Raw genomic sequence first — 14,444 nt, forward strand, 5'->3', positions numbered from 1 at the left:
TTGGTGTGGTGTCTTCTCTATTTGTATGACGCGTTTCTCTCTCTTCGTTTACGCTTTGATAATGTTGCCGAGGACGCCGTTGACGAGCTTGGCCGCTTCTTCGTCGGCGAACGACTTGGCGAGTTCGACCGCCTCGTTGATCGTCACTTTGTCCGGAATCGTCTCGACATAGAGCAACTCGTACGTCGCCATGCGGAGAATCGTCCGTTCGACGTTGCCGAGGCGATCAAGTCTCCAGTTTTTCAAGTTATCGACGAGCAGTTCGTCAATTTCGTCTTTCTTTTCTAACGTCTCAACGACGAGTTGTTCGTAGAATGGATCCGAATCCATACCGTCGAGGGCGAATTCGATGGCCTCGTCCACCTCAAGTTTTGATACTTCGATTTGAAAAAGCGTTTGAATCGCTTTTTCTCGTGCTTCATGACGTTTCATTCAGATACTCTCCTTTTGCATGCTTTCATTGTGATAGTTTAGCATAAAGCCTCCATAAATTCAGTACAAAAAACCAGGAAGCCCAAATAATGTTCGGGCTTCCTGGTACGGTTCATTTTGTGAGCGTCATTTCTTTTTCGACAAATTTCGTGTCGAACGCGCCCGCTCGGAAACGTTCGTGCGCCATGACTTGTTGATGGAATGGAATCGTCGTATGAATGCCCGATACCGTGAACTCATCGAGCGCGCGAAGCATCTTCGCGATCGCCTCTTCTCGCGTCGGGGCATGGACGATCAACTTCGCCACCATCGAATCATAGAACGGCGGGATGACCGCACCTGCGAACAGACCGCTGTCGACCCGGACACCCATACCGCCCGGCACGATGTACTGATCAATTTTCCCAGCCATCGGACGGAAGTCGGCAAACGGGTCCTCTGCGTTGATGCGGCACTCGATCGAGTGTCCGCTGAACGTGATGTCGGCTTGACTGATCGCGAGCGGATGACCGAGCGCGACCTCGAGTTGTGCTTGGACGAGGTCGAAGCCGGTGATCATCTCGGTGACCGGATGTTCGACTTGGATTCGCGTGTTCATTTCCATGAAATAGAACTCGTTCGACTCCGGGACGTAGATGAACTCGATCGTACCGGCACCAGAATAACGAATCGCTTTGGCCGCTTTCACGGCCGCATCTCCCATCGCTTGGCGCGTCGCCTCATCGATCGCCGGCGACGGTGCCTCCTCGATCAGTTTCTGCATCCGGCGCTGAATCGTGCAATCACGTTCTCCGAGATGGATGACGTTGCCGTACTGGTCGGCGAGCACTTGCACCTCGACGTGGCGGAACGACTCGATGTACTTCTCGAGATAGACGTCGCCGTTGCCGAACGCCTGCTTCGCTTCTTTACGAGTGTCCGTGAGCCCTTTGACAAGCTCTGTCTCATCATAGGCGACACGGATTCCGCGTCCGCCGCCTCCGGCCGTCGCTTTGATGATGACCGGATAACCGATTTCACGGGCGAGTTCGACCGCTTCCTCGTCGGTCACGACCCCACTCGATCCCGGGACGACCGGAACGCCCGACTCGATCATCGTTCGCTTCGCTTCGTCTTTAATGCCCATCTTCCGAATCGCATAACTGCTCGGTCCGACGAATTGGATGCCGCACGCCTCGCTCATCTCGGCGAATTCGGCGTTTTCGGCCAAAAAACCGTAACCCGGATGAATCATCGTCGCATCGACCGCACAAGCGACCGATAGGATGTTTGGGATATTCAAGTATGAGTCTTTGGACAGGTTCGGTCCGATGCAGTACGCCTCGTCGGCGAGACGGACGTGCAACGCCTCACGGTCGGCCTCGGAGAAGACGGCGACCGTCGGAATGTTCAACTCTTTCGCGGCCCGGATGATCCGGACCGCAATTTCTCCACGGTTTGCAATGAGTAGTTTCATAGACACCTCACTTCACGCTGAAGAGCGCTTGACCATATTCGACTAAATCGCCGTCAGCGACGAGCATCTCGACGATTTCTCCGCTGATTTCCGCCTCGACGTCATTGAACAGCTTCATCGCTTCTAAAATACAGACCACTTGTCCAGCTTCGATGCGATCGCCGACTTGGACGTAGGCCTCCTTGTCCGGTGCCGGGCGCGAATAGAACGTCCCGACCATCGGCGACGTGATCGTCCGTAAGTTGCTCGGGGCCGCTTCCGGTGTGACTGCTTGCTCCGTTTGAGCGGCCGGTGTAGGTGCAGCGACCGGCGCCGCTTGGGCGGCTGGTGTATGATGGGCGGCGAGTTGCGGGGCCGCTTCTTTTTTCAATGATAGTTTAAATTCAGACGTCTCGAGCTCCAGCTCGTGGACGGACGTCTGATCGAGCATTGTGATCAGCTCTTTAATATGTTCGATTTGCATGAAATAACCCCCTGTTTATACCTGGTACTAATCTCTACTCTACTATAACTGGTCAGACCAGTGAATGCAACGACAAAAAAAGGGCCCATTCCGAAGAATGGACACCCTTTGTCTTACCCGTTATAGCGGCCCGTGAACTCGCCTGTGCGCGTGTCGACCGTTACTTTTTCGCCTGGCTCGATGAAGAGCGGCACTTGAATGATGTGGCCCGTTTCGACCGTCGCATTTTTCTTCACGTTCGATGCCGTGTCACCTTTGACGCCTGGATCGGCCTCGACAATCGTCAAGACGACCGTCGTCGGGAGCTCGATGCCGAGAATCTCGCCATCGTAGTCAGCGATGCTCACTTCCATGTTTTCAAGCATGTACGGGAGCGCCGCTTTCACTTGCTCGCCCGTGAGTTCGAGCTGCTCATACGACTCTGTGTCCATGAACACGTACGTGTCGCCCATCGGGTAGAGGTACTGCATACGTTTACGTTCGATGTGGGCACGCTCGATGCGCTCGCCGCCACGGAACGTCGTCTCTTGAATCGCCCCCGTGCGCAAGTTACGCATCTTCGTACGAACGAAAGCCGCGCCTTTACCCGGCTTGACGTGTTGGAATTCGATGACTTGCCAAATCGATCCGTCCGACGTTTTGACCGTTAAGCCTGTTTTTAAATCGTTAACTGATACCATGTTGATTTCCTCCTAAGATGAGCTGAGACTCAAGCCTCAATCGTAATTAACTCTTTTGGCGACTGCGTGAGACGGAAATTGCCAGTCTCAGTGATGACGATATCGTCCTCGATGCGACATCCGCCGATTCCGGCGATGTAGATGCCTGGTTCGACCGTGACGACCATCCCAGGTTCAAGCACCGTCTCCGAACGGAATGACAGCCCTGGCGCCTCATGGACTTCCATGCCGAGACCGTGTCCCGTCGAATGCCCAAAGTACTCACCATAACCGGCTTCTTTGATCACATCACGCGTCAACGCGTCCGCCTCGATTCCCGTGATCCCGGCTTTCGTGCCTTCGACACCCGCGAGTTGTGCGCGGAGTACCGTATCATAGATGTTGCGCAACTCGTCTGAGATCTCTCCGACGGCGAGCGTGCGCGTGATGTCCGAGCAGTACCCCTGATAGTAAGCCCCGAAGTCGAGTGTCACGAGTTCGCCTGCCTCGATGACCTTATCACTGGCCACACCGTGCGGCAATGCCGAGCGATGGCCCGATGCAACGATCATATCAAACGACGACGAGTCGGCTCCTTGAGCACGCATGAACATCTCGAGTTCATTCGCGACCTCTTTCTCTGTCCGGCCCGGGCGGATAAACGACTGGATATGGGTGAACGCCGCATCCGCAATCGCCGCAGCTTCCTTCATTATCTTAATCTCTGACTCATCCTTAATCAAGCGTAGCTTTTCGACGATGCCTGATGTCTCGACAAGTTCGGCGTTGACGTCTTTTTCATACGTCCGGAATTGCCCGACCGTCATGTCATCTTGCTCGATACCGAGACGTGCGACCGCTTCCCGGTCCACGACTTCTGCGACCGACTTGATGAGCGATGTCTTGTGTTCAATGATGTCGAACCCTTTCACTTGGCTCGCGGCCTGTTCCGTGTAGCGGAAGTCGGTGATGAAGCTCGCCGACTTTGGCGTGATCACAAGGACGCCACTCGACCCGGTGAACCCCGACAAGTAGCGGATGTTCTCCCGTTTCGTCACGAGCAATCCGTCAATTCCGTTCGCTTCTAGCTGAGCTTGCAGTTTGTTGACCCGTTCAATCATGTCGATTCCTCCAATGTTCGATCAGCGCCTGCAACGCGAGCGTGTAACTCGTCAACCCGAAGCCGCTGATGACGCCGAGACAGACGCCGGCGAGCTTGGATTCATGACGAAACGACTCTCGTGCATGCACGTTCGAGATATGTACTTCGACGACCGGGGCCTTGATGGCGGCGATGGCATCTCGAAGCGCGATTGACGTATGTGTATACGCCCCGGCGTTGAAGATGACCCCCGCATAATCGTACGCTTCGTGTAGCGCGTCGATCAGTTCGCCTTCATGGTTGGATTGGACGAACGTCAACTCGACGTCATCTGGCGCGGCGAGCAACAGCTCCGCCGTCAGTCCCTTCAACGAGACGTCACCATATACGTCCGGTTCACGTCTCCCGAGTAGATTCAAATTCGGCCCATTCAAGACGAGTATGTGCACAAGTCTTCCCCCCTGTTCGTCAAGTCGCCTCTATTGTAACAAATTTAACGGTTGTAGCGACAATTGACGTTCATGTGGTTTCGTTTTTTAGGTGAATCACGGTATAATTCAACTATATAACTGTAGGAATCGAGGAAATGCCATGAAAACTAAACCACTGATCCCCGTTGGAGGGCAAGCGCTTGTGGAAGGCGTCATGTTTCAAGGACGCGCCGAGAGTGCCTCGGCAATCCGTCGGAAGGACGGATCGATCGAGACGTTCGAGCAACCTCGCATCCTCGTCCCCTGGGTCCAATCGTTAAAGAAAGTCCCGTTCCTGCGCGGCGTGGTCGCCTTATACGAATCGCTCAAAAACGGTTCCGCCCACATGAACTTCGCCAGTGACCGCTATGACGTCGATCCGAGCGAGGACGAGGCGACGAAACCGGATGAGAAGAAACAGAACATCTTGATGGTCATCATGATCGCGGTCGTCGGGATCATCTCGTACGTGTTCGGCAAGCTGATTTTTAACGTCACACCGGCCCTGCTCGCCGCCATGTTCCAAAGCGTGCCCGCATTGTCCGGTCACGTGATTCAAAACCTCCTCGAAGGGGGAATAAAATTAGTATTGCTGCTCAGTTACCTCTATTTGATTTCCTTGACACCGCTCATTCGACGCGTGTTTCAATATCACGGCGCTGAACACAAGGTCATCAACTGTTATGAGTCCGGACGACCGATCACCGTCGACAACGTCCGCTCGAGCTCACGCCTCCACTATCGCTGTGGGTCAAGCTTCATCCTGTTCACCGTTTTCGTTGGCATCGGCGTCTATATGGTCGTCCCGATCGATCCGCTCTGGGTCCGACTCGTCAGCCGCATCGCCTTGTTACCGGTGGTCATCGGCATCTCGTTCGAGGTGCTCCAATTCACAAACCGTTTTCGTGAACATCGCTTCCTATCCGTCCTCGGCAAGCCGGGACTATCGCTACAGCTGTTGACGACGCGTGAACCAAACGATGAGCAAATCCGCGTCGCCATCGAGGCTTTCGAAACATGGGAACGTTCAGAACTAGGTCAACCGGCCGCGCAAAGAGAGGGATAAAGAGGAGGAAAGCACCATGATCAGACAAAGAATCGGTACGACCGCTGCCACGATCGTGTTCATCTTAGGCTTCATCGGAGTCGGACATATGCTCGCGACCGACCCCGGTCGCTTGTTCAGACAGTTGCTCTTCATCGGTATTTTCGGGTTAATCTTCTATGTGATTTACCGTGTGTTCATGGCTCCTAAAATCTCAGCCGAGGATATGCGGTACCGGAAGACCGCTCAGGCTTCCAAAAAACGGATGCAACGTCCCGGTGCGAACCCTAAAGTGAAACCGTCCGCGACGACGAAAAAGAAAGCGAAACCTGGTTCAAACGTGACGAAACTCTCGAAGCGCCCGGCTCGTTCGACGCATCGTAGCGACGCCCCTCACCTCACCGTCATCGAGGGGAAGAAAGGCAAGAAGAAAAAGAAAGCGAACATGTGAAAACGAACCAGATCGCCACGGGCGACCTGGTTCGTTTTTTGTCGTGATTCGGAAGTCAGTCCGTTTCGACGAAACCGATATACGGTAGATTGCGATACTGTTCGGCGTAGTCGATGCCGTACCCGATGACGAACTCATCCGGGATCTCGAAGCCGACGTAATCGGCGTCGAGCGTGACGAGTCGGCGGGCCGGCTTGTCGAGAAGTGTACAAATCTTCAATTGCCCCGGTTGATGTAACGTCATATGCTGACACAAGAATTTAAGCGTCTGTCCCGTGTCAATGATGTCTTCGATGATGACGACGTACTTCCCTTCGACATCGAGGTCTAAATCTTTCCGGAGTTGGACGTTCCCGCTCGAAGTCGATTTCTTCCCATAAGAAGACGTCGCCACCGTATCAAGTTGGACACTGCCCGTCATCTGTCTCATCAAATCAGCCGCAAAGACGAGCGACCCTTTCAAGACGGCCACGAGGACGATTGGTGTTCCGGCCGCATCCCGTTCGATTTGTTCAGCGAGTTCCGCCACGCGCTGTTTGATTTGTGCTTCGTCAAACAGTTTCCCTTTGATTTGAATATCCATCATGTCGGCGATTGTTCGCCGTCACCCCCTTATCATTCTTACCAGCACCCATTCTATCACAAAAACAAACCAAAAACAGACTAAAATTCAATTAAAACGCTTCATTGTTCGGTTCTAGAGGCGTTTTGATAAAAGAAGACCGCTCCCGAATCGATTCATCGGTCGCGGTCATCTAGACTCACTCATCGTCGTTCGTATTCAGTTCTTGAAACGCGCGAAACTGGGCCATCAGTTCGGGCTTATCTTCAAAAAATTCGACGAACTGGGTCATGCAGTCAAGCGTGTTCGAGCTCAAATGGTGCTCGATCCCTTCGACGTCCTCGTAGACATGGGCCTCGTCGACACCGATCAAACGTAAAAATGATTCGAGCATCGCATGACGCTCGACGAGTCGTTTCCCGATTTTTTGACCTTTTTTCGTCAACATGAGTCCTCTATATTTCTCATAAATCAAATAGTCTTCCCGGTCGAGCTTTTGCACCATTTTCGTGACAGAGGAGGGATGCACCCCTAAATGTTCGGCGATATCGGACACGCGGGCGTATCCTTTCTCGACCATTAGCAAATAAATTCGTTCTAAGTAATCTTCCATACTCGGTGTCGGCATGGGCGTAGCCTCCCCTTATGTTCCGTTCTGCAACCTCTATTTTAACGCAACCACCTAGAAACCGAAAGCAGAACGGGTAAATCCATCAGTCAATCATTGTCTCATGACCTTAAATTCTTTATAATGGATGTTGGTGAAACTTAATAGAGAAAGGGAGAACATCAATGGGAATCGAAACTATCCTCGTCATCATCCTATGGGCTGCGCTCATCGCATACATCGTCTGGCGTTTCTTGCCGGCACGCGGTTTGAAGAAAATGAAACAAGAAGAGTTTCGTGCGTCGCTCCGTAAAGGACAATTGATCGACGTCCGTGAACCGAACGAGTATAAGGGAGGCCACATCGTCGGCGCCCGTAACATCCCGGTCGGCCAATTGAAACTACGCATGAAAGAACTTCGCAAAGATCAGCCGATCCTCATGTATTGCCAAGGCAAGTCGCGTTCGAACCAGGCGGCCAAATTGCTTATGAAAAATGGTTATACCGACATTTACATGCTCGATGGCGGCTTCAAAAACTGGAAAGGGAAAGTCAAGAAAGACTGACCTGCCCACCACGTCCACTCCTCACTCCGAGGAGGGACGTTTTTTTATTTCCAGAAAAATACCCGCTCACGAATAGTGAGCGGGTTCGGATTCAATTGATTGACGACGGTTGGCGTCGTTCGTATTTGAGCACTGGTTTCCGAGCCGCAAGCGTCTCGTCCAGGCGTTTGACGACCGTCGTATGCGGGGCCGTCTGAACGATTTCCGGATTCTCTTCCGCCTCTTTGACGATTTGGAGCATCGTATCGCAGAAGGCATCGAGCGTCTCTTTCGACTCTGTCTCCGTCGGTTCGACCATGATGCACTCCTCGACGTTGAGCGGGAAGTAAATCGTCGGTGGGTGATAACCGAAATCGAGCAAGCGTTTGGCGATATCGAGCGTCCGAACGCCGAGTGCTTTCTGACGTTTTCCAGACAAGACGAACTCATGCTTGCAGAACGTGTCATACGGCACATCGAACGCATCTTTCAAGCGGGCGAACATATAGTTGGCGTTCAATACCGCTTCGCGTGAGACGCGCGTCAACCCTTCCGCACCCATCGTCTTGATGTAGCTATAAGCCCGAACGTTGATCCCGAAGTTGCCATAGAACGGTTTGATGCGACCAATCGATTGCGGGCGATCATAATCGAGCGTGAAGCCAGACTCAGAGCGGCGCGCGATTGGCGTCGGCAAGTACGGAATCAAATCGCGTTTCACCCCGACCGGACCAGAACCCGGACCGCCACCGCCGTGCGGCCCTGTGAACGTTTTGTGCAAGTTCAAGTGGACGACGTCGAAGCCCATATCCCCAGGACGGGCGATGCCTAGAATCGCGTTCGAGTTAGCACCGTCGTAATACAGTTTGCCGCCGGCCTCGTGCACGACTTTGGCAATCTCTAAAATATCAGCCTCGAACAAACCGAGCGTGTTCGGGTTCGTCAGCATGAGCGCTGCCGTATCCGTCCCGACTTTCGCTTTCAAATCCTCCAAATCGACGAGCCCGCGCTCATCCGACTTGACCGTCACCGTCTCGAAACCGGCGACGACGGCCGAGGCCGGGTTCGTTCCGTGTGCCGAATCAGGCACGAGTACTTTCGTCCGTTCCATATCACCGTTGTGATGGTGGAACGCCTTGATGAGCATGAGACCGGTCCATTCCCCATGGGCCCCGGCTGCAGGTTGCAGGGTCACTTCATCCATGCCAGTGATCTCAGCAAGTTGTTCTTGCAGATCGACCATGAGCTCGAGCGCCCCTTGAATCGACTCGACCGGCTGCAACGGGTGAATATGGGCGAAGCCAGGAAGTCGGGCCATGTCTTCATTCACTTTCGGGTTATATTTCATCGTGCACGAACCGAGCGGATAGAAACCGGAGTCGACTCCGTGGTTACGTGTCGAGAGCGACGTGTAATGGCGTACGACATCGAGTTCAGACACTTCTGGCAGTTCGGCCGCCTCTTGTCGAACCATCGAAGCCGGCAAGAGCGTCTCTAAATCGACTTCCGGTACCGTCGGCGTCGGCAAATTGTAGCCAGTCCGCCCCTCACGTGACACCTCAAAGATAAGCGTTTGTTCGTGTTGCATCAGTTCATCCCCCCAACCACTTCAACAAATAAATCGATTTCTTCTTTCGTCCGAAGCTCCGTCGCGCAGAGCAACATCTGGGTCTGACGGTCCGTTTCATACGTCCCGAGCGGCAAACCGCCGATGATACCATTGTCGAGCAGGTGACGCGATACTTGCTCCGCATCGATTCCGAAGTCGACAACGAACTCGTTGAACATCGGTCCTTCATCGATAACCGTATAGCCGGCCGCTTTGAGCGTTTCTTTCATGTAATGGGCCGTTTGCATGTTACGGACGGCCATGTCACGAATCCCGTACTTCCCGAGGGCAGACATCGTGATTGATGCCGCGAGCGCATTGAGCGCCTGGTTCGAGCAGATGTTTGACGTCGCTTTGTCACGACGGATGTGTTGTTCCCGCGCCTGAAGCGTCAAGACGAAGCCGCGCTTGCCATCCTCATCGACCGTCTGTCCGACGAGACGACCCGGAAGTTTACGCATGAGTGCTTGTTTGACGGCGAAGTATCCACATGACGGGCCGCCGAAGCTTTGCGGAATCCCGAACGGTTGGGCGTCACCGACCGTGATGTCGGCCCCGAGCGCACCCGGCGACTCCAAAATCCCGAGCGCGAGCGGATTGCTCGAGACGACAAACAAGGCGCCGGCGTCGTGCGCTGCTTTCGCGAGGGCTGACAAGTCCTCGACGCGTCCATAAAAGTTCGGATATTGGACGACGAGGCACGAGGCGTCCTTCAAATCGATGTCTGTCACGTCGGTCAATCCCGCGTTAACGTCCGTATATTCGACCGTGAGCCCTGGCCCACCGGCATACGTCCGGATGACGTCCTTCGCTTCCGGATGGACCGCTCCCGAGACGACGACACGTTTTTTCTTCGTATGGGCACTCGCGAGATACGTTGCTTCAGCAAGGGCTGTGATGCCGTCGTACATCGACGAGTTGGCCACGTCCATGCCCGTCAATTCGCAAATCATCGTCTGGAACTCGAACATCGCTTGGAGTTCACCTTGCGAGATTTCCGGCTGATACGGCGTATAGGCTGTATAGAACTCGGAACGGAGAAGCATGTGGTTCATGACGCTCGGAGAAAGGTGATCGTACATTCCGGCCCCGAGGAAACTCGGGGTCGATTTCGTGTGCACGTTCTTCTCGGCGAGCTTTGTCATATGACGAACGAGGTCAACTTCCGGAAGCGGCGCACCGATGGCCGCTAAAGAAGCCGTCTCCCGGAGCGATGCTGGAATATCCTCGAGTAGGTTTTCAATCGACTCGACGCCGATCGTCTGCAACATGTCACGCTCATCTTGCTCTGTCATCGGTAAATAACGAAACTCCATTCTGTTCATGCTGAATCCCCCTGTTTCATTTACGTTTATAAAACGGTGTCGGTACACGTTCGGCTTCTATTTTTTTCCCCCGAACTTCAACGATAAAGTGTGTCGCCTCCGCGAAACGGCGATCGACGCGCGCCCAGGCAATTGATTCGTTCACCGTCGGCGGCATCGTACCGGTCGTGACAACACCGATCGTCTCTCCGTCAACTTCGACCGTCGCGCCTTGACGGGCGATACCACGCCCGAGCAGACGCAAGCCGATCAATCGGCGCGGGATGTCTTCTTTTTGCTTCACGAGGGCGTCCTTACCGATGAAATCGGTATCGAGTTTGACGGCAAAGTTCAAGTTCGCCTCGAACGGAGTGACCGTCTCATCGAGCTCGTGCCCGTATAATGGCAAGCATGCCTCGAAACGGAGCGTATCGCGGGCCCCGAGCCCGCATGGAGTGACGTTTTCTGCTTCTAACGCCGACCAGATTGCGGCCACGTCCTCGGCCCGGGCGTAGAGTTCAAATCCGTCCTCTCCCGTATAGCCACTGCGTGAGACGATGGTCGACACGCCGGCCACGTCGCCGGTCATGAACCGGAAAAATTTGATGTCTGCTAGCGGCAAGTCCGTCAAGCGGCCGAGCACGTGTTCGGCCATCGGTCCTTGAATCGCGATTTGACCATAGGCGTCGGACTCATCGGTCACCGTGACGTCACCCGTCACATACTGACGAACGTGGGCCACGTCTTTTTCGATGTTCGAGGCGTTGACGACGAGCCAAAATGCATCTTCATCGAGTCGATAGACGAGCAGGTCGTCGACGACACCGCCATTCGGTAAACAGAACAGATTATACTGCGCCTGACCGATCTGTAATTTTGACACATCGTTCGTGACAAGACGTTGCACGTTCTCAAGCGCATCCGGTCCTTCGATGCGAATCTCCCCCATGTGTGACACATCGAACATGCCGACCTCGTTACGCACCGCCTGATGTTCTTCTTTAATCGACGAGAACATGATCGGCATCTCAAACCCCGCAAAAGCCACCATCTTCGCCTTTACGGAAATCAAATCATATAAAGGCGTACGTTTTAACGATACTTTCTCCATATTATCCCCCAATCCCGAACGTAAATAATGTATTTCGTGAAATATTTCGTTTTCTATTCCACTCTATCAATTTTTTGCGGCTCTGCCTAGCCAAAATGGGCAAAAATAAAGAGGATGGAAAACGAAAACGTTTTCATCCTCATTATTTCATATTTTGGTCTCAGTGGAAACGTCTGGGCGTTCGATTCCAGCTGTCCGTTTAATTTCTTTTGTCAGTCCGATCGTCGCTTGCTTAAGCTCCATCGTCTCGTCTTTCACGTTAACGGAATAGGCCTTCATCTGCTTCACAGAGGCGTTGACCGTATCGACGTGTTGCTTGATTTCATTGACGAGACCTTGGATGACGTTCGCGCGAATCTGGAAACGTTCCGTCAAACGGGTGACCCGCCGCACGTCCGTCTTCATCTTGTTACGGTACAATAAGAACCCATACAAACCGAGCCCGACTAGTGCGAGCACAATGATGCCGAGATTGATCCAAATCATGTATCTTCCTCCTTCAACCGATATAAGGTATGCGCGATTGCTTCTGTGCTGAGCGAGGCGTCAAGCACGTGATCGGCACGCGCGTAGAGCGGCCGCCGACGTTCGTACAACGCTTCGACGGCCGCCTTGCCGTGGCGCACGAGAGGCCGGTCCGAGTCTTTGATTCGGTCCCAACACATCTCATACGGTAGATCAAGTGCGATGACGACACCGTTTTCGCGCATCCAATCGAGATTTTCGTCTCGTTCGACGATTCCGCCTCCTGTCACGATATAGGCAGCGCTCGCCTGTCGCAAAATCTCACTTTCTTGCAGGCGAAACGCTTCCTCCCCGTAACGGTCAAAATATGCGGGGATGTCCATTTGGACGTCCATTTCGAACAGCTCATCCAAATCAACGACGTGATTCGATTTTTCAAGATATCGTTTTAAGCTTGATTTACCTGTACCCATAAACCCGATGATGTAAAACGGTTTAGTCATCGAAATAAATCACCTCTTTATGTCGTTCTCCGGTCTCAAGGCGAATCTCGACCTCGACCGTCCCGCTGCCGAGCGGTCGACAGTTAATCGTCCCGGTCGGTTTTGTCACCGTGACGGCGGACGGACCACAGGACCGTTTGGCGACCATGACGTGTGATTCGAAGCGGATCGCCAAAATATCGAGCGCCAGTCGGTCGGTCGTTCGTTCCATATCAGTATACCAAAACATCGCTCCGCCGAGTAACCACGTCAACACGATTAACGTCGACATCACAAAGTATCCGCGCGCATGCACATCACGCTCTTCTCGCGGGGGCCGGTCGCGTCGGTCCACCGGATGCGAAAACCCTCTCCTACCGGTTCGACCTGATACGTCTCGATTCCTCTTAAAAATAGTAAATTCCCTCCCTCGTCTCCGACCATGACCAAATTACGATTGATCTGTTTGAGCGTCCACGACCACGTTGTGTCGTCCGGGCGCACGTATGTGCCGATAAGACGTCCCGATTCGACAACGCAATCCCGGCTATCGAAAAGTTTTCGCACGATCAGTTGGGGCGTCGTCGGCACCATGTCACGTGGTTGCTCATAAAACGCCTGGCCGAGTGCCAACAAGTGAACCGTGAGTCCAACGAACAGCGGGATCAAGAGCAACGTGAAGCTCACTTCAAGTAACGTGAACCCCCGCTCAAAGCGTCGGGAGACATAGGTCGCCATCACAGATTTCCGTACGTCCGCTCGGTTCGACCGCATCGTGCAACACCTCCCCTTGAAGCCGCTCATAACGCCGAACGGTCGTTTCGAGACGGTCGACCCGTTCCGTCGCGCCCTCGACAAAAGGTGCCACGACCCCGACCCACGCCAGGAGGAGCGCCAGGCTAAGGCAGATTTCCCAAAACGTGATACCTTTCTCATCGCCCTTCAACGCGAAGCACCTCCGGCTCATACGTCCCCATTCTAAACTTCAACGTCACCATCGTCGGTCCCGTATAAAATTTCCACTGCCCTGCATACGTCGCCGCTGTACGTGAGAAGACGATCTCACTTGTGGCCGGGAGGCTCATCTCGACCCCATCGGGTACAACACGCGATGCGATCGGCGTCATCCCACAGGCGATTTAATAGCGCCGTTCTTTTATGTACCACCGTAGACGCGGCACACATGATTCATCGGCGGCAACGTATGGATATTGGCCAACCTCGTTGATATCGCTCACAAGCGCCTCGGTGAAATCAAACAAGGCCAATCGATCCATCGAACGGACGACCGGGGTCGTCATCAACAGCAAGAGCGACAAGATGACGAGGACGGATGCCATCTCGACGAACGTATATCCGTCTTGCCTCATTGTTTTGTCAACGTACCGGTCGTCGGGGCGTACGTGTAGACCATCGATTGACAACTATACTCGAGCGGACTCTCCGTCGAGGCCCGTTCGATGACCGCCAACGTCTCCGGATAGGATTTGTGTTCCGCATAATACAAGTTGATTTCCGACTCGACAATGCGCACACTCCCCTCACAACTGACACTATCTGCCCGGGATTTCCCGTCTGACATCGAGGGAACGAGCAGTAACAGTAAGACCGAGATGATGAGTAAGACGGCAGCCATTTCGACGAGCGTGAACCCTTGTTCTGATTTGAATCGTGTCATGTT

Annotated in this window: 22 protein-coding genes; 3 read left to right on the top strand and 19 right to left on the bottom strand. The window is 53.6% G+C overall.

Going from position 1 to position 14,444, the window contains the following annotated elements:
• Positions 1-48: 48 nt before the first annotated feature.
• The 6 genes from nusB to aroQ form a co-directional block, all read right to left on the bottom strand.
• A complete protein-coding gene (gene nusB / locus KNP74_RS01615) occupies positions 49-432 on the bottom strand; it encodes a transcription antitermination factor NusB (protein WP_214763217.1) in 384 nt (127 codons plus the stop codon).
• A gap of 112 nt (positions 433-544) precedes the next feature.
• Complete coding sequence (gene accC / locus KNP74_RS01620) at positions 545-1,888, bottom strand: acetyl-CoA carboxylase biotin carboxylase subunit (RefSeq protein ID WP_251130059.1); 1,344 nt, start codon at positions 1,886-1,888, stop codon at positions 545-547.
• 7 nt (positions 1,889-1,895) lie between these two features.
• Positions 1,896-2,351, bottom strand: a complete 456-nt coding sequence (gene accB / locus KNP74_RS01625; RefSeq protein WP_214763219.1) for an acetyl-CoA carboxylase biotin carboxyl carrier protein — start codon at positions 2,349-2,351, stop codon at positions 1,896-1,898.
• 113 nt (positions 2,352-2,464) lie between these two features.
• Entirely contained in the window at positions 2,465-3,031 is a 567-nt protein-coding gene (efp, locus tag KNP74_RS01630) for an elongation factor P (protein ID WP_021067706.1), read from the bottom strand.
• Positions 3,032-3,060: 29 nt separating this feature from the next.
• Positions 3,061-4,128, bottom strand: coding sequence for a M24 family metallopeptidase (locus KNP74_RS01635; protein ID WP_138860291.1), 1,068 nt, complete (start codon positions 4,126-4,128; stop codon positions 3,061-3,063).
• On the bottom strand, positions 4,124-4,561 hold the full coding sequence (aroQ, locus tag KNP74_RS01640) for a type II 3-dehydroquinate dehydratase (RefSeq protein WP_214753120.1): 438 nt from the start codon (positions 4,559-4,561) through the stop codon (positions 4,124-4,126). The genes KNP74_RS01635 and aroQ overlap by 5 nt, the downstream gene beginning before the upstream one ends.
• Positions 4,562-4,703: 142 nt before the next feature.
• On the opposite strand from aroQ, the gene KNP74_RS01645 reads away from it, so the two are divergent.
• Positions 4,704-5,648, top strand: coding sequence for a DUF1385 domain-containing protein (locus tag KNP74_RS01645; RefSeq protein WP_214711441.1), 945 nt, complete (start codon positions 4,704-4,706; stop codon positions 5,646-5,648).
• A 16-nt stretch (positions 5,649-5,664) separates the two neighbouring features.
• Positions 5,665-6,078, top strand: coding sequence for an SA1362 family protein (locus tag KNP74_RS01650; RefSeq protein WP_034777995.1), 414 nt, complete (start codon positions 5,665-5,667; stop codon positions 6,076-6,078).
• A gap of 55 nt (positions 6,079-6,133) precedes the next feature.
• Here the strand turns inward: KNP74_RS01650 and hpt are convergent, their stop codons facing one another.
• Entirely contained in the window at positions 6,134-6,661 is a 528-nt protein-coding gene (gene hpt / locus KNP74_RS01655; protein ID WP_034777998.1) for a hypoxanthine phosphoribosyltransferase, read from the bottom strand.
• Positions 6,662-6,839: 178 nt separating this feature from the next.
• On the bottom strand, positions 6,840-7,268 hold the full coding sequence (mntR, locus tag KNP74_RS01660) for a transcriptional regulator MntR (RefSeq protein ID WP_034778001.1): 429 nt from the start codon (positions 7,266-7,268) through the stop codon (positions 6,840-6,842).
• A 164-nt stretch (positions 7,269-7,432) separates the two neighbouring features.
• Here mntR and KNP74_RS01665 point away from each other — a divergent pair, with 164 nt between their 5' ends.
• A complete protein-coding gene (locus KNP74_RS01665) occupies positions 7,433-7,813 on the top strand; it encodes a rhodanese-like domain-containing protein (protein WP_034778003.1) in 381 nt (126 codons plus the stop codon).
• Between the two features lie 91 nt (positions 7,814-7,904).
• Here the strand turns inward: KNP74_RS01665 and gcvPB are convergent, their stop codons facing one another.
• The 11 genes from gcvPB to KNP74_RS01715 form a co-directional block, all read right to left on the bottom strand.
• The gene (gcvPB, locus tag KNP74_RS01670) at positions 7,905-9,380 is read right to left on the bottom strand and encodes an aminomethyl-transferring glycine dehydrogenase subunit GcvPB (protein WP_205729360.1); all 1,476 of its coding nucleotides are present in this window, start codon (positions 9,378-9,380) and stop codon (positions 7,905-7,907) included.
• Positions 9,380-10,717: an aminomethyl-transferring glycine dehydrogenase subunit GcvPA gene (gene gcvPA / locus KNP74_RS01675; protein WP_214763585.1), complete on the bottom strand. Its 1,338-nt coding sequence runs from the start codon at positions 10,715-10,717 to the stop codon at positions 9,380-9,382. Before gcvPA ends, gcvPB begins: the two co-directional genes overlap by 1 nt.
• A gap of 25 nt (positions 10,718-10,742) precedes the next feature.
• Positions 10,743-11,816, bottom strand: a complete 1,074-nt coding sequence (gene gcvT / locus KNP74_RS01680) for a glycine cleavage system aminomethyltransferase GcvT (RefSeq protein ID WP_214763220.1) — start codon at positions 11,814-11,816, stop codon at positions 10,743-10,745.
• Between the two features lie 147 nt (positions 11,817-11,963).
• Entirely contained in the window at positions 11,964-12,302 is a 339-nt protein-coding gene (locus KNP74_RS01685) for a hypothetical protein (RefSeq protein WP_034778008.1), read from the bottom strand.
• Positions 12,299-12,784: a shikimate kinase gene (locus KNP74_RS01690; RefSeq protein WP_034778010.1), complete on the bottom strand. Its 486-nt coding sequence runs from the start codon at positions 12,782-12,784 to the stop codon at positions 12,299-12,301. Before KNP74_RS01690 ends, KNP74_RS01685 begins: the two co-directional genes overlap by 4 nt.
• Positions 12,777-13,055, bottom strand: coding sequence for a hypothetical protein (locus tag KNP74_RS01695; protein ID WP_034778012.1), 279 nt, complete (start codon positions 13,053-13,055; stop codon positions 12,777-12,779). The genes KNP74_RS01690 and KNP74_RS01695 overlap by 8 nt, the downstream gene beginning before the upstream one ends.
• Positions 13,055-13,537: a prepilin-type N-terminal cleavage/methylation domain-containing protein gene (locus tag KNP74_RS01700; protein ID WP_138859261.1), complete on the bottom strand. Its 483-nt coding sequence runs from the start codon at positions 13,535-13,537 to the stop codon at positions 13,055-13,057. The genes KNP74_RS01695 and KNP74_RS01700 overlap by 1 nt, the downstream gene beginning before the upstream one ends.
• A complete protein-coding gene (locus KNP74_RS01705; RefSeq protein WP_251130060.1) occupies positions 13,473-13,730 on the bottom strand; it encodes a hypothetical protein in 258 nt (85 codons plus the stop codon). Before KNP74_RS01705 ends, KNP74_RS01700 begins: the two co-directional genes overlap by 65 nt.
• Positions 13,696-13,890, bottom strand: a complete 195-nt coding sequence (locus KNP74_RS14905) for a hypothetical protein (protein ID WP_251130061.1) — start codon at positions 13,888-13,890, stop codon at positions 13,696-13,698. Before KNP74_RS14905 ends, KNP74_RS01705 begins: the two co-directional genes overlap by 35 nt.
• 12 nt (positions 13,891-13,902) lie before the next feature.
• Positions 13,903-14,133: a prepilin-type N-terminal cleavage/methylation domain-containing protein gene (locus tag KNP74_RS14910; protein WP_251130062.1), complete on the bottom strand. Its 231-nt coding sequence runs from the start codon at positions 14,131-14,133 to the stop codon at positions 13,903-13,905.
• Positions 14,130-14,441, bottom strand: a complete 312-nt coding sequence (locus KNP74_RS01715; protein WP_034778021.1) for a prepilin-type N-terminal cleavage/methylation domain-containing protein — start codon at positions 14,439-14,441, stop codon at positions 14,130-14,132. The genes KNP74_RS14910 and KNP74_RS01715 overlap by 4 nt, the downstream gene beginning before the upstream one ends.
• Positions 14,442-14,444 lie beyond the last annotated feature (3 nt).

This window comes from Exiguobacterium sp. s141 (assembly GCF_018618085.1).
In the GTDB taxonomy this organism is placed as follows: Bacteria; Bacillota; Bacilli; order Exiguobacteriales; family Exiguobacteriaceae; genus Exiguobacterium; species Exiguobacterium mexicanum_A.